The sequence below is a fragment of the Aeromonas sp. 602396 genome (assembly GCF_049173735.1).
GTDB lineage: Bacteria > Pseudomonadota > Gammaproteobacteria > Enterobacterales > Aeromonadaceae > Aeromonas > Aeromonas veronii_A.
In genome coordinates this window covers 102,422-115,830 of record NZ_JAAKSD010000007.1, presented here as the reverse complement: position 1 = coordinate 115,830, position 13,409 = coordinate 102,422, and the positions used below count along the sequence as shown (strand labels likewise).

Here is a 13,409-nt window from a genome sequence, read left to right as displayed (position 1 = left end):
AGCTGAGCCGGGTCTGGTTTGACAGCCTGTGCGCATGAAGACGTTACAGGAAGAAGGGGCTTGGCTGGAACAGCCGCTCCACTTCCGGGATGTACTTCTTGTCCACCAGGAACATGACCACGTGGTCATCCTGCTGGATCTTGGTACGATCGTGGGCGATCAGCACCTCATCCCCGCGCACTACGGCACCGATGGTGGTGCCCGGCGGCAGCTTGAGCTCGCCCACCGTCTTGCCGACCACCTTGGAGGTGTTCTCGTCACCGTGGGCAATTGCCTCGATCGCCTCGGCAGCGCCGCGGCGTAGGCTGTAGACGTTGGCGATATCGGCTCGGCGCACGTGGGTCAACAGGGCCGAGATGGTGGCCTGTTGGGGCGAGATGGCGATATCGATGGAGCCACCCTGCACCAGATCCACGTAAGCGCCGCGCTGGATCAGCACCATGGTCTTCTTGGCACCCATCTTCTTGGCGAGCAGCGCCGACATGATGTTGGCCTCATCCTCGTTGGTCACGGCGATGAAGACGTCGATTTGGTCGATGTGCTCCTCTGCCAGCAGCTCCTGATCCGCCGCATCGCCGCAGAAGACGATGGTGTTCTCCAGCAGTTCGGAGAGCTGCTCCGCCCGCTTCTGGTTGCGCTCGATGAGCTTGACGCTGTAGCGCTTCTCCAGCTGGCGGGCGAGACCCGCGCCGATGTTGCCACCACCGACGATCATGATGCGGCGGTAGGGGCTCTCGAGGCGCTGCAGCTCAGACATCACGGCACGGATATGGCCCGCGGCGGCGACGAAGAAGACCTCGTCATCCGCTTCGATGATGGTGGTACCTTGCGGGCGGATCGGGCGGCCCTGACGGAAGATGGCCGCTACCCGGGTCTCGATGTTGGGCATGTGCTCGCGCAGGGTGGAGAGGGCGTTACCTACCAGCGGGCCACCGTAGTAGGCCTTGACCGCCACGAGACCGACGCGGCCACCAGCGAAATCAACCACTTGCAGGGCACCCGGATACTCGATCAGGCGACGAACATAGTCGGTCACCAGCTGCTCCGGCGCGATCAGGTGATCCACCGGCACCGATTCCGGCAGGAACAGGCGATCCCGTTCGGTCAGATAGGCTGGTGAGCGGATCCGCGCCACCTTGTTCGGGGTGTTGAACAGGGAGTAGGCCACCTGACAGGCGATCATGTTGGTCTCGTCACTGTTGGTGACGGCGACCAGCATGTCGGCATCCTGAGCCCCCGCTTCGCGCAGCACCTTGGGGTGGGCGCCGTGCCCGTTGACTACCCGCAGGTCAAACTTGTCCTGCAGTTCGCGCAGGCGCTCGCTGTCGGTGTCGACGATGGTGATGTCGTTGTTCTCCCCGGCCAGGTTCTCGGCCAGGGTGCCGCCGACTTGGCCGGCTCCCAAAATGATGATTTTCATAGGGAACGTCTACTCACATTGAGGCAGTAAAGGGGAGCGCCAGAACGGAGCTGGCGGCTCTCCCGAATGAGGTTTGTCATGCCCGGCTCAGAGCTTGACCAGTTTGGCGTAGTAGAAGCCATCCATCTCGGCTTCACCCGGCAGGAACTGGCGGCCCGGGCAGTCCGGGGTGTCATGTTCGTGCAGCGGTACCAATTTGGCATCTTTGGTCGCGGCAAGGAAGGCACGGATCTGTTCGCGGTTCTCTTCCGGCAGGACGGAGCAGGTAGCGTAGAGCAGGGTGCCACCGCTTTTCAGCTTGCCCCAGAGGGCATTGAGAATACGGCGCTGCAGCTCGGCCAGCTCGCGGATGTCCTGATCACGGCGCAACCACTTGATGTCGGGATGGCGACGGATGACGCCGGTGGCGGAGCAGGGGGCATCCAGCAGGATGCGGTCGAACTGACCCTCCGGCCACCACTGTTCCGGTGCCGCGGCATCGCCATGGATCACCTTGGCGGTGAGGCCGATGCGGTCCAGGTTCTCCTGCACTCGCTTGAGGCGGTTTTCGTCGGCATCGACGGCGACCACGCCAGCCAGCTTGGGCTGACGCTCCAGCAGGTGGGCAGTCTTGCCACCGGGTGCCGCGCAGGCATCCAGTACCCACTCACCCGGTTGTGGGTCGAGCAGTGCCGCGGCCTGTTGTGCGGCACCATCCTGTACCGAGCAGTCACCGACCTCGAAGCCGGGCAGCTTGGTCACATCGCAAGGTCGCTCCAGCAGGATGCAATCCTCGCCCTCTTCACCGGCCACGGCATTGATGCCGACTTCAGCCATGCGAGCCAGCATGGCATCGCGGCTCTGGCGCTGGCTGTTGTTGCGGATCCACATGGGAGGGCGTTGGTTGTTCGCCTCCATGATGAATTCCCACTCATCGTGATAGGCCTGACGCAGGCGCTTGGTGAGCCACTCCGGATGACCGAGGCGAATGCTGGGAACGCGGTCGATGCGCAGCAGAATGACTTCGGCGCTGCGCTGGAAGTTGCGCAGCACGCCGTTGATGAGGCCACGCAGTGAGGTGCCTTTGAGCAGTTTGACGGCGTTAACGGTCTCGGCCACCGCGGCGTGAGCCGGAATGCGGGTGTAGATGAGCTGATAGAGACCGACCAGGATGAGGTAGTGGAAAATGCGGCTCTTGTTTTTGAGCGGCTTGTCCATCATCTCGTTGACTGCCGCATCGAGGCGGGGCAGCCAGCGCAGGGTGCCGTAGCAGAGTTCTTGCAGGAGAGCACGATCGCGAGGCGCGACCTTCTCCTGGGCAGCAGGCAGAACAGCGGAGAGGGATTGACCCTGATCCAGCACCTGTTGAATAACGAGAGCGGCCTGTGCACGTGTTTTCATAGAGTTACCTTAGATGCGCAAGTCGGGGCCTGGGCCCCGCTTGTGTCAATTCAATCCAGTTCAATTCAATTGCGTGCCGGGTTCAAACCAGTCGCGGCGAGAGTTGAGCAGATCCGAAACGGACATCGCTTTCTTGCCGGGCGGTTGCAGGGTCAGCAGGCGCAGTACCCCTTTGCCGGTCGCGATATCGATCCCCTGCTTGTCGGCCTTGAGCAGGGTGCCGGCGGGTTGGCCGTGGTCGATGTCGATGACGGCGGCTTGCCATACCTTGATGGTCTGGTCAGCTACTTCAAACCAGCTGATGGGCCAGGGGTTGAACGAGCGGATGCAGCGTTCGATGGCAACAGCCTCCATCGACCAGTCGATGCGGGCCTCTTCCTTGGAGAGCTTTTCGGCGTAGTTGGCCAGCGCATCATCTTGCGCCTCGGCAGCGGTTTCACCGGCAGCCATGGCATCGATGGTGTCGACCAGCGCCTGCGGACCCAGCTCTGCCAGCTTGTCATAGAGGCTGGCAGAGGTCTCGTCGGCGGCGATGGGGCAGCTTACCTTGCGGATCATGGCGCCGGTATCCAGCCCCACATCCATCTGCATGATGGTGACGCCGGTTTCGCTATCGCCCGCCCAGATTGAGCGCTGGATCGGTGCCGCGCCACGCCAGCGGGGCAGCAGGGAGCCATGGACGTTGATGCAGCCCAGACGCGGGGTATCGAGTACCGCCTTGGGCAGGATCAGGCCATAGGCCACCACGACCATCAGGTCTGCGCCAAGGGCGGCCAGTTCGGCTTGCGCCTCTTCCTTGCGCAGGGTAGCGGGCTGGTAAACCGGCAGGTTGTGGGCCAGTGCCAGCTCTTTGACCGGGCTGGCGGTGAGCTTCTGGCCACGGCCGGCGGGCTTGTCGGGCTGGGTATAAACGGCAACGACCTCGTGGTCGGAAGACAACAACGCCGCCAGGTGACGGGCGGCGAAGTCGGGAGTACCGGCAAAAATCAGTTTCAGCTTATTCAATGGGGCAGATCCTCAGAGGACTTTGCGATCTTCACGGGCCATCTTTTCCAGCTTCTGGCGAATGCGCTGGCGCTTGAGCGGGGACAGGTAATCCACGAACAACTTGCCCATCAGGTGGTCCATCTCGTGCTGGATACAGATGGCGAGCAGGTCGTCCGCTTCCAGCTCGAACGGTTTGCCGTGGCGATCCAGGGCGCGGATCTTGATCTGCTCAGCGCGAGGCACCAGAGCGCGGCTGCCAGGCACGGAGAGACAACCCTCTTCAATGCCGGTGCTGCCACACTGGGAGATCACTTCCGGATTGATCAATACCAGAGGATCTTCACGGTTTTCAGAGACATCGATCACTATGATGCGTTGATGAATATCCACCTGCGTTGCGGCTAGGCCAATGCCTTCCTCCGCATACATGGTTTCGAACATATCATCTACAATTTGTTGTAACTCGGGTGTAAAGGTCTCGACAGGGGCTGCGATAGTACGCAGACGCTCATCGGGAAAACGCAATACATCTAGAATGGCCATAGTTTTTTCTTTAGTTTCGTATAAATGCAGTCAATATTGGCGTAATTCTAGTCATTTACGCCGACAAAAAACAGCAACACTTTGCGCGCAGAGGTAACAGGGAGTGTTATGTATCTGAAGCAAACCATCCTCACCTGCCTGCTGGTGACCATGAGCCAAGCTGCTCTGGCCGATCAGCTGAGGTTGAAAGCGGGTTATCCCGAAAGCTATGTAGTGCAAAAAGGCGATACCCTGTGGGATATCTCCGGCAAATATCTCTCTGAGCCATGGCTGTGGCCCCGGCTCTGGAACATCAACCCACAGATTGCCAATCCGCACTGGATCTACCCAGGGGACGTGCTGCACCTGAGCTGGGTCAATGGTGAGCCCCGGCTGGGCAAAGCGATGCAGGGGGACAAACAGGTCATCCGTCTCGGCCCGAAAACCCGTTATGAGAGCAAGGCAAATCCTATCCCTACTCTGCCCTTCAGCGAGATAGGTCCCTTTTTGCAGACGGACCATATTTTGGCCGACAGTCAGCAGCAGAAAATGCTGCCCTATTTGCTGGGTTCAGACGAAAAGCACATTGGAATGCTTGAGGGGGACACCCTCTATGTGCAGGGAGCTCTGATACCGGGCAAGATGTATGGCATCTATCATCCCGGGGTGGTCTACAAGGATCGCGAGACAGGTGAGCTTTTGGGTCAGGAGGCCATCTTTGCAGGCGTGGTGCGTGCGGTAGCGCTGCTGGATGGTGATCGGAGCGAAGTTACTCTCACCCACAACCAGCGTGAAGTATTGCAGGGTGACAAGATTATGGAGCTGCCCCCTCAGGAGAACATGCCTGCGGTTTTCATGCCCAAGGCTGCCCCGGCGATTGCCCCTGGCTACATCATCGACTTGCCGAGCAAAGCCAGGGGAGGGGGCAAGTTTGATGTGGTCTTGATTAACAAAGGCGCTCGGGATCAACTCTCCGCGGGCGATGTGCTCGATGTTCGGCGTCCGGGGGCTGCGCTGGTCACCAAGAATGGTGCAGTGAAATACAAGGAGTTCTCCTCTGTCTACGACAAGGTGTTCTACAGTAGTGGCAACCAGAAGGCACCACTGCCCTCTGAAGCGATTGCCCGCGTCATGTTGTTCAAGGTGTATGACAAGCTGAGTTATGGCCTCATCATGCAGAGCAAGGACATGGTGAGCTCGGGTTATCAGGTCACTCACTTCTGACGTGCACTACCCCGATGAGCGCTTGGCGCTCTGGTTAACCCTCAATGCGGTTACCGGAATCGGCCCTGTAACCGCAGTTCGGCTGCTGGAGCAGATCGGCGGTTCGATTGATGCCCTGTTTCAGAGCGATGAAACACAGCTGCACGGTATGGGGCTGTCGTCAGAGCAGATCAAACAACTGCGCTGGCCCTCGCCGGTTGTTGAGCAGAGTCTGGCTTGGGCCGCGTTACCTGGCAATCTCCTTATTCCGCAAGATCACCCTGTTTATCCGCCCTTGTTGCGTGAAATTCCCGCGGCCCCCCTGTTGCTCTACTGCCGTGGCGATCTTGAAGCGCTGTCGCTACCCCAGCTGGCGATGGTGGGGACACGTCATCCCACCTATGCAGGCAAAGATAACGCGTCCCGTCTCTGTAGCGAACTGGTTAGATGCGGGTTCGCCATCACCTCGGGCCTTGCGCTCGGTATCGATGGTGTTTGCCATCAGCAGGCGCTGGCTTGTGGTGGTATCACCCTTGCCGTGTTGGGCTCCGGGCTGGATTGCCTCTACCCCAAACGCCATCAGGGACTGGCAGGTCAGATTCTGGAGAAAGGTGGTTTGCTTATCTCCGAGCTGGCGCCGGATAAAGGGCCGCTGGCTGAACATTTTCCTCGTCGCAACCGTATTATCAGTGGTCTGTCGTTGGGAACTCTGGTGGTGGAGGCGACCGAGCAGAGTGGTTCGCTGATCACCGCTCGCTATGCACTGGAGCAGGGGCGCGAAGTGTTTGCGGTACCCGGCGCCCCGCAAAACGCCCAGGCGATAGGGTGCAACAGATTAATTCAGCAGGGGGCCAAACTTGTGCTGAGTGCGGCCGATATAGTGGAAGAGTTGCCAGAGTGGTTCGCACGGCCAGATCCGTCGGCCATACCATCTGAGCAACAGCATAATAGCGAATTGCCTTATGCTGATTTGTTGGATAACGTAGATTACGAGACCACGAGCGTGGATACCGTTGCCGAGCGGACCCAGCTTCCTGTCGAAGTGGTATTGGGCAGGTTGGTAGAGCTGGAGCTGGCCGGTGCAGTGATGGCGGTAGCCGGTGGATACGTCAGAGCGAGGAGGGCGAATCATGTTTGATGTATTGATGTACCTTTTCGAGACCTACATCCACAGCGATGCAGATGTGATGGTCGAGCAGAATGAACTCACCGACGAGTTGAGCCGAGCCGGTTTTGACAAGGAAGAGATCGACAAGGCGCTCGACTGGTTGGAGCGACTGGCCAATCTGCATGATAGCGAGCGGGAGGTCTATGTGGCCGCCAGCGCGCAAGGCTCGATGCGTATCTATGCCCCGCAAGAGCTGGCACGCCTCAGCACCGAGTGCCGCGGTTTCCTGCTCTTTCTGGAACAGGCCCAGGTGCTGAATGCCGAAACCCGCGAGATCTGTATCGAGCGCCTGCTCGAGCTGGACAAGCCGGATATCGAGCTGGATGACCTGAAGTGGGTCGTCATGATGGTGCTGTTCAACGTACCGGGCAGTGAAAATGCCTACCAGCAGATGGAAGAGCTGGTGTTTGATGAGTCAGACGGCGTCATTCACTGACAGTCCGGTGCCGCGCTGGTAGAATTCAGGCCATCTGGATTTCAAGGCGCGGCCCATGTCAAAAATCGATCATCACCTCTTTTCAGCCCACGAACATGCCTTCGAGCGCGAGCCGTGCCCGCAGTGCGGGGCCGAGCTGGTGATCCGCCAGGGCAAACATGGCCCCTTTCTCGGCTGTTCTGCCTATCCTGCCTGTGATTACATTCGCTCCCTGACGCCATCCGGCCGTGACATCGAAAAGGTGCTCGAAGGCTCTGCCTGTCCCGATTGCGGAGAGCCGCTGGCGATCAAGAAGGGGCGTTATGGTCTGTTTGTCGGTTGTACCCAGTATCCGGCCTGTCAGCACATCGAATCCCTGCAGGAGAGCGATGATACCCAGATCCTCTGCCCCGAGTGCGGCAAGGGTCATCTGGTGAGCCGCACCTCCCGCTACGGCAAGCAGTTTTACTCCTGTGATGGCTATCCACACTGCAAATATGTGGTGAACGACAAGCCGATCCCCATGCCTTGTCCCGCGTGTGGTTGGGGCATCATGGTAGAGAAAAAAGTGAGGGGAACTCTGCGTTGGGTCTGTCCGCAAAAGAAATGCGGCCACCAAAGTGAGCAGGTATAATCCCGCCGCCGCAAGCGGATTGAAACGTTTTCGGTGAACTTCAACCCCCCACTTGGAGTAAGGAAATTCCCACCATGAATAAACCCTTTGTTGCCGTATTGATGGGCTCTGATTCTGATTTCCCCGTGATGCAGACTACCCTCGAGGTGCTCAAGTCATTTGATATCGCAGTGGAAGTCAAAGTCACCTCCGCGCACCGCACGCCGGCTGCGACCCATCAGTATGTGACCGATGCCGAGGCCCGTGGCTGCAAGGTCTTTATCTGTGCTGCCGGTCTGGCTGCGCATCTGGCGGGTGCCGTAGCCGGCATCACGACTCGTCCCGTGATCGGGGTGCCCATCGATGGTGGTCCGCTCAAGGGGCTGGATGCGCTGCTCTCCACCGTGCAGATGCCGGGTGGTGTACCGGTGGCGACCGTGGCGATCGGCAAAGCCGGTGCCAAGAACGCAGGTTATCTGGCAGCCCAGATGCTGGCAGTAGCCGATGATGAACTGGCGGCCAAGGTTCGGGCCGAACGCCAGAAGAATGCCGAAGAGGTGATGGCCAAGGATGCCGCCCTACAGGCTCAACTCAAGTAAGTGAATAGGTGGCGATCCGGATGTGTCGTATTTTTCCTGTGCAACAGCAACACGTCACTTTGCCATGGTCGCCGCCATACGGATTCAACTTGCTACTAAGTGACGAGGCGGCAGCCAGGCTGCCGCATTTTTCCTATGCCAAATGAATTTGAACAGGCGGTTGCCGCCCTCCAGCAGGAAGGGGTGATTGCTTATGCGACCGAGGCCGTGTTTGGTCTGGGGTGTGATCCCGACTCCGAAGTTGCGGTGCAGCGACTGCTGGCCATCAAACAGCGTCCGGTGGAGAAGGGGTTGATCCTGATTGCTGCCGACGTGGCGCAATTGCAGGATTACATCGATCTGAGTCAGCTCAGCGGTGAGCAACTGGCTCTGGTTGAAGCCAGCTGGCCCGGTCCTTTTACCTGGATCATGCCTGCCCGCGGGACGACGCCGGCTTGGCTGACCGGGCAGTTCGAGACCATCGCGGTACGCGTGACGGCTCATCCTCAGGTGCAGGCGCTGTGTCGCGCCTTTGGCAAGCCGCTGGTCTCTACCAGCGCCAACCTGACCGGTGAGGAGCCTGCCCGTCGGGTGGCCGATATCGGTGAGCGGCTGGCAAGCAAGTTAGCCTATATCCTGCCCGGTGAAGTGGGTGGTCAAGCTAACCCATCCGAGATCAAGGACGCCCGAACCGGCGCCATTATTCGCCCCTCCTGAGCAGGCGGATACGTCATGATTTGCTATCAATCCGCTGAGCGGTGAGCTCATCGGATTGATTTAACTATAAAAATGGACAGGGCGTTCACGATCCTGCCTGACTGGAGACAAGATGAGCAAACCGGATGTGGCCCAGGTCAAGGCCTTCCTGTTGCAGTTGCAGGACGATATCTGCCGTGGTCTGGAGCAGGCCGACGGCAGTGGACACTTTGTAGAAGATGCCTGGAGCCGTGAAGGCGGTGGCGGTGGGCGCACCCGTGTGCTGCGCCACGGCGCGGTGATCGAGCAGGGGGGCGTCAACTTCTCCCATGTCTATGGCGATGCCATGCCTGCCTCTGCTACAGCCCATCGGCCCGAGTTGGCCGGTCGCAAGTTCGAGGCGATGGGCGTGTCGCTGGTGATCCATCCGCACAACCCCTATGTGCCGACCAGCCACGCCAATGTACGTTTCTTCATCGCCGAGAAGGAAGGCGAAGAGCCCATTTGGTGGTTTGGCGGTGGCTTCGATTTGACGCCCTTCTATCCGTTTGCCGAGGATGTGCAGCACTGGCATCAGGTCTCCCGTGATCTCTGCCAGCCGTTCGGTGATGAGATCTACCCCGAGTTCAAATCCTGGTGCGATCGCTACTTCTTCCTCAAGCACCGCAACGAGACTCGGGGGGTGGGCGGTCTCTTCTTCGACGATCTGAATCGCTGGCCCTTTGCCGACTGCTTTGCCTTTATGCAGGCGGTAGGTCGGGGTTATCTCGATGCCTACCTGCCGATCATCGAACGACGCAAGGCACTGCCCTATGGCGAGCGGGAGCGGGAGTTCCAGCTCTATCGTCGCGGCCGTTATGTGGAGTTCAATCTGGTGTATGACCGTGGCACCCTGTTCGGGTTGCAGACAGGCGGACGTACCGAGTCGATCCTGATGTCGATGCCTCCGCTGGCACGTTGGGAGTATGACTGGCAGCCGGAGGCGGGCACTCCTGAGGCCTTGCTCTACACCGATTACCTCACGCCGCGAGAGTGGCTGTGACCCGAGGGACCATGATGGTCCCTTTTTACTGGCCGATATTCGGCTTGTTCCCGAGTGCGAAAACCCGTTAAATCGGAATATTGCCCTCTGATGGAACTCTTTGATGGATCGTTATCTGGTTTTTGGCCACCCGGTGCGCCACAGCAAGTCCCCCTTCATTCACACCCTGTTTGCCAGACAAACCCAGCAAGAGCTGGAGTATGGGCTGGCTGAACCCGCCGTCGACGAGTTTGCCCACGCCCTGCGCACCTTCTTTGACCAAGGGGGCAAGGGATGCAATGTCACCGTTCCCTTCAAGGAGCAGGCATTTACTCTGGTCGATCGCTTGAGCCCCAGGGCCAAGCGGGCGGGCGCGGTCAATACCATCAAGCTGACCGATGATGGCATGTTGCTGGGGGATAATACCGATGGCGCCGGTCTGGTCGCCGATCTCAAGTCCCATGGTGTGACGCTGGCGGATAGCCGGATCCTGCTGCTGGGTGCCGGTGGCGCGGCTCGTGGTGCATTGGCGCCGCTGCTGGCAGAGCTGCCGAGCGAGCTGGTGATCGCCAACCGCACCCACACAAAAGCGCAACAGTTGGCTGCCGAATTCTGCGATCTGGGGCCTGTGACTGCCCAGACCTATGAGCAGTTGGCAGGGCCATTCGATCTCGTCATCAACTCTACCTCCGCCAGCCTGCAAGGGGAGCTGCCGCCGTTGGCCCCTGCCCTGATCCACACTGATATTGCCATCTACGACATGATGTATGGCGCCTCGGATACGGCGTTTATCAGTTGGGCCAAACAGCATGGGGCCCGTCAAACCATGGATGGACTCGGCATGCTGGTGGAACAGGCCGCCGAAGCGTTTACCGTGTGGCGCGGAATTCGTCCCGGGACTAAACAGGTATTGAGAGAGTTGAAGCGTAACTTGGGGGTGATATGAACCAGGGTATTCTGTTTCCCGACCTGATGGAGTGGCAGGCTGACGAACAGCGGGTGCGTTTTCCTGCCCAGCAGATGGGGGCGCTGATAGATTGTTACATCAGCCAGCGGCGACTGGAGAGAATGACAGGTCTGGCGCTGACGAGAGAGGATGACATCGTCAGAGCCTTCGAAAGTGTACGTTTTGATATTGAAGACATGGCTGAAAAACTCATTGAAGAACAAGAGTTTGCTGAAGATGGCGCTATCTATCTCTGATTTTTCAAAGTTTTTTTGTTTTGTAGCGGAACTACTTTGAAATGGCGCTGACTAACTAGATAGTTGAGGAAGTGCTAGCTAGTCACCTTTATAACTCCCCGGTATTCGTACTGGGGATTTTTTTATCTGCATGAAAGTAAAAGGTTTTTTCTTAATCTGTAAGTTGTGAAACTAAATTACATAAATTACTTTCACTTTCTGCTGCTTTGCTGTACAGTTGTCTGCGTAGGGTACAGAGGTAAGATGTTCTATCTTTCAGACCTTTTATTTCACGTAATTGAATGTGGCTGAATAGCTGCCCCGATGAGGTTCTCGTCGGGGTGTTTTTTTATGCGCATCATTTAGAGTAAATGCTTTAAATTGGCGATGCATTTGATAGAATGAGGCTGCTTCTTGAGGAATACCTGTCGTCTGGTACTCAAGATTCAGCTTCTTCCCAATTTTTTGAACTTATTATTTCAGGCTGGATGGCATCACTGTCGTCCGGCCTCATTTTTATCCCTTTCGGTTAGATTTTGTAATTAAATTTCATTTTTGTCTCTTTTTGTAATTACTGTTCGTTTTGAAAGAACGAATTTGAAAACGCTATCAACGCCTCCTTAAGTTAATTCCCATCATGAATTAACGATCTATCTATATGAACTGTAAGCGGTAATGGATATAACTGGGGAGGCGAATGCGGGGTATTTGTCGTGAGGCAGGTGAAAGCGGCAATCTGAAACCCTTTCAATCAGCGGAGGAGTGCTCCGCCAATTGCAAGGAGAGCGAGGAGTGGATTACTCCTCGACAGGTTGCTGTTCGTCAGCGTCCAGCAGGTCGGTATCGTCACCACTGACGTACCATTCGGTCAGGGTTTGCGCCAGCTTCTCCACACCGATGTTGGTGAGGGAGGAGAACGCTTCAACCTGGATCTGGGAACCGAGGTTGGCAACAGCCTGGCGCACCTTGATCACCTGGTTGTTGCGCGGACCTGGGCTCAGTTTGTCAGCCTTGGTCAGCAACAGCATGACGGGCAACTGACGGTGTGAACTCCACTCCAGCATGTTCATGTCGGTATCTTTGAGCGGGTGGCGGATGTCCATCAGGATCACCAGACCTTTCAATGACTCACGACGCTGCAGATACTCTGCCAGTGACTTTTGCCACTTGAGCTTCATTTCGAGCGGAACTTGCGCATAACCATAACCCGGCAAGTCGACCAGACGCTTGCCCGGTTCCAGCTCAAACAGGTTGATCAGCTGGGTACGACCGGGTGTCTTACTGGTGCGCGCCAGGTTCTTGTGTTTGGTTAAGGTGTTCAATGCAGATGACTTACCGGCGTTGGAACGGCCGGCAAACGCGATCTCGACACCCCCATCATTTGGCAGGTGACGGATGTCGGGTGCGCTGGTCACAAAATGCACCTTATTGAAATTCAGAGTTTGTGTTTCCAACGTAAATTCCCCATGGAGATAGAGGGTTATAGAGTTACTTTTTTGTAAAATGGTGTAAAATAGCGTCGCTTAAACGCGTTTATTTTAACATGCCTTCAGCGGCATGGGATCTGGAAGCCTAATAACGAAAAGTTGGAACGCCATGAAGAACCTAGTCATTACTCTTGCTCTGATGGTTGGCGTAACGGGGATGGCACAAGCCAAGGGCGATGCCGCTGCGGGACAGACCAAGGCTGCCGTTTGTGCGGCTTGTCATGGACCGGACGGAAACAGCCTGGTTGATATGTACCCCAAAATTGCTGGTCAGCACGCATCATATATCAAAAAGCAGTTAGTTGAACTGAAGGCTGCCGCTTCTGGTCAAATTGGCCGGGTTGCGCCAGTGATGGGGCCGATGGCGTTACCTTTGTCGGAACAGGACATGGATGACCTGGCGGCTTATTTCTCCAGCCTGAAGGTTACCCCTATCGCTGTCCCTGACGACGTGGTCGAAGCGGGCAAGGCTCTCTATATGGGTGGTGACATGAGTCGCGGTCTGGCAGCTTGTACGGCTTGCCATGGTCCTCGTGGCTCGGGTGTCGAACAGGCGAAGTATCCCAACCTGTCCGGCCAGCATCCTGCCTATATCAAGGCTCAGCTCACCGCATTCCGTGCCGGGACGCGTGACAACGATCCGAATGGCATGATGCGGGATGTTGCCAAGAAACTGACTGATCAGGATATCGAAGCCCTCTCCAAATATGTGGCGGGTCTGCACTGATATAGTCGAT

General features: G+C 57.5%; 15 protein-coding genes. 10 read left to right on the top strand and 5 right to left on the bottom strand.

Translation table 11 applies throughout. The features are described 5' to 3' along the window. Nucleotides 1-43 precede the first annotated feature (43 nt). The 4 genes from trkA to def form a co-directional block, all read right to left on the bottom strand. The gene (trkA, locus tag G5229_RS10870) at nucleotides 44-1,420 is read right to left on the bottom strand and encodes a Trk system potassium transporter TrkA (protein ID WP_005339689.1); all 1,377 of its coding nucleotides are present in this window, start codon (nucleotides 1,418-1,420) and stop codon (nucleotides 44-46) included. Nucleotides 1,421-1,507: 87 nt separating this feature from the next. Then, a complete protein-coding gene (gene rsmB / locus G5229_RS10865) occupies nucleotides 1,508-2,800 on the bottom strand; it encodes a 16S rRNA (cytosine(967)-C(5))-methyltransferase RsmB (protein ID WP_421206317.1) in 1,293 nt (430 codons plus the stop codon). Between the two features lie 60 nt (nucleotides 2,801-2,860). Continuing rightward, nucleotides 2,861-3,805: a methionyl-tRNA formyltransferase gene (gene fmt / locus G5229_RS10860; RefSeq protein ID WP_421172637.1), complete on the bottom strand. Its 945-nt coding sequence runs from the start codon at nucleotides 3,803-3,805 to the stop codon at nucleotides 2,861-2,863. A gap of 12 nt (nucleotides 3,806-3,817) precedes the next feature. Further along, nucleotides 3,818-4,330 carry a peptide deformylase gene (gene def, locus G5229_RS10855; RefSeq protein WP_216952294.1) on the bottom strand — a complete coding sequence of 171 codons (513 nt, stop codon included), beginning with the start codon at nucleotides 4,328-4,330 and terminating at the stop codon, nucleotides 3,818-3,820. 108 nt (nucleotides 4,331-4,438) lie between these two features. On the opposite strand from def, the gene G5229_RS10850 reads away from it, so the two are divergent. From G5229_RS10850 to G5229_RS10810, 9 genes are all read left to right on the top strand, one after another. After that, nucleotides 4,439-5,533: a LysM peptidoglycan-binding domain-containing protein gene (locus G5229_RS10850; protein WP_421209097.1), complete on the top strand. Its 1,095-nt coding sequence runs from the start codon at nucleotides 4,439-4,441 to the stop codon at nucleotides 5,531-5,533. Nucleotide 5,534: 1 nt separating this feature from the next. Continuing rightward, nucleotides 5,535-6,650, top strand: coding sequence for a DNA-processing protein DprA (gene dprA / locus G5229_RS10845; protein ID WP_421209096.1), 1,116 nt, complete (start codon nucleotides 5,535-5,537; stop codon nucleotides 6,648-6,650). Beyond that, the gene (locus tag G5229_RS10840) at nucleotides 6,643-7,116 is read left to right on the top strand and encodes a DUF494 family protein (protein ID WP_227341765.1); all 474 of its coding nucleotides are present in this window, start codon (nucleotides 6,643-6,645) and stop codon (nucleotides 7,114-7,116) included. Before dprA ends, G5229_RS10840 begins: the two co-directional genes overlap by 8 nt. Nucleotides 7,117-7,171: 55 nt before the next feature. After that, nucleotides 7,172-7,729: a type I DNA topoisomerase gene (locus G5229_RS10835; RefSeq protein ID WP_005339702.1), complete on the top strand. Its 558-nt coding sequence runs from the start codon at nucleotides 7,172-7,174 to the stop codon at nucleotides 7,727-7,729. 74 nt (nucleotides 7,730-7,803) lie between these two features. Beyond that, nucleotides 7,804-8,307, top strand: coding sequence for a 5-(carboxyamino)imidazole ribonucleotide mutase (purE, locus tag G5229_RS10830; protein ID WP_005339704.1), 504 nt, complete (start codon nucleotides 7,804-7,806; stop codon nucleotides 8,305-8,307). A 135-nt stretch (nucleotides 8,308-8,442) separates the two neighbouring features. After that, a complete protein-coding gene (locus tag G5229_RS10825) occupies nucleotides 8,443-9,003 on the top strand; it encodes an L-threonylcarbamoyladenylate synthase (protein ID WP_421209095.1) in 561 nt (186 codons plus the stop codon). Nucleotides 9,004-9,115: 112 nt separating this feature from the next. Next, nucleotides 9,116-10,024, top strand: a complete 909-nt coding sequence (hemF, locus tag G5229_RS10820) for an oxygen-dependent coproporphyrinogen oxidase (RefSeq protein ID WP_421209094.1) — start codon at nucleotides 9,116-9,118, stop codon at nucleotides 10,022-10,024. A gap of 103 nt (nucleotides 10,025-10,127) precedes the next feature. Beyond that, nucleotides 10,128-10,949 (top strand): shikimate dehydrogenase, encoded by an 822-nt coding sequence (gene aroE, locus G5229_RS10815; RefSeq protein WP_421209093.1) that lies wholly within the window; start codon nucleotides 10,128-10,130, stop codon nucleotides 10,947-10,949. Continuing rightward, a complete protein-coding gene (locus tag G5229_RS10810; RefSeq protein WP_019445781.1) occupies nucleotides 10,946-11,206 on the top strand; it encodes a DUF1488 domain-containing protein in 261 nt (86 codons plus the stop codon). Before aroE ends, G5229_RS10810 begins: the two co-directional genes overlap by 4 nt. A gap of 776 nt (nucleotides 11,207-11,982) precedes the next feature. On the opposite strand, the gene yihA is transcribed toward G5229_RS10810, so the two are convergent. After that, nucleotides 11,983-12,639 (bottom strand): ribosome biogenesis GTP-binding protein YihA/YsxC, encoded by a 657-nt coding sequence (yihA, locus tag G5229_RS10805; protein WP_421209092.1) that lies wholly within the window; start codon nucleotides 12,637-12,639, stop codon nucleotides 11,983-11,985. A gap of 142 nt (nucleotides 12,640-12,781) precedes the next feature. Between yihA and G5229_RS10800 the strand changes: the two genes are divergently transcribed. Further along, nucleotides 12,782-13,399, top strand: a complete 618-nt coding sequence (locus G5229_RS10800) for a c-type cytochrome (protein ID WP_005339710.1) — start codon at nucleotides 12,782-12,784, stop codon at nucleotides 13,397-13,399. Nucleotides 13,400-13,409: the final 10 nt, after the last annotated feature.

Excerpts from the sequence above, each read along its gene's own strand:
- purE (WP_005339704.1), top strand. The coding sequence starts at position 7,804 with ATGAATAAACCCTTTGTTGCCGTATTGATGGGCTCTGATTCTGATTTC.
- G5229_RS10810 (WP_019445781.1), top strand. The coding sequence starts at position 10,946 with ATGAACCAGGGTATTCTGTTTCCCGACCTGATGGAGTGGCAGGCTGAC.
- G5229_RS10825 (WP_421209095.1), top strand. The coding sequence starts at position 8,443 with ATGCCAAATGAATTTGAACAGGCGGTTGCCGCCCTCCAGCAGGAAGGG.
- G5229_RS10835 (WP_005339702.1), top strand. The coding sequence starts at position 7,172 with ATGTCAAAAATCGATCATCACCTCTTTTCAGCCCACGAACATGCCTTC.
- rsmB (WP_421206317.1), bottom strand. The coding sequence starts at position 2,800 with ATGAAAACACGTGCACAGGCCGCTCTCGTTATTCAACAGGTGCTGGAT.
- G5229_RS10800 (WP_005339710.1), top strand. The coding sequence starts at position 12,782 with ATGAAGAACCTAGTCATTACTCTTGCTCTGATGGTTGGCGTAACGGGG.
- def (WP_216952294.1), bottom strand. The coding sequence starts at position 4,330 with ATGGCCATTCTAGATGTATTGCGTTTTCCCGATGAGCGTCTGCGTACT.
- trkA (WP_005339689.1), bottom strand. The coding sequence starts at position 1,420 with ATGAAAATCATCATTTTGGGAGCCGGCCAAGTCGGCGGCACCCTGGCC.
- hemF (WP_421209094.1), top strand. The coding sequence starts at position 9,116 with ATGAGCAAACCGGATGTGGCCCAGGTCAAGGCCTTCCTGTTGCAGTTG.
- G5229_RS10850 (WP_421209097.1), top strand. The coding sequence starts at position 4,439 with ATGTATCTGAAGCAAACCATCCTCACCTGCCTGCTGGTGACCATGAGC.
- G5229_RS10840 (WP_227341765.1), top strand. The coding sequence starts at position 6,643 with ATGTTTGATGTATTGATGTACCTTTTCGAGACCTACATCCACAGCGAT.
- aroE (WP_421209093.1), top strand. The coding sequence starts at position 10,128 with ATGGATCGTTATCTGGTTTTTGGCCACCCGGTGCGCCACAGCAAGTCC.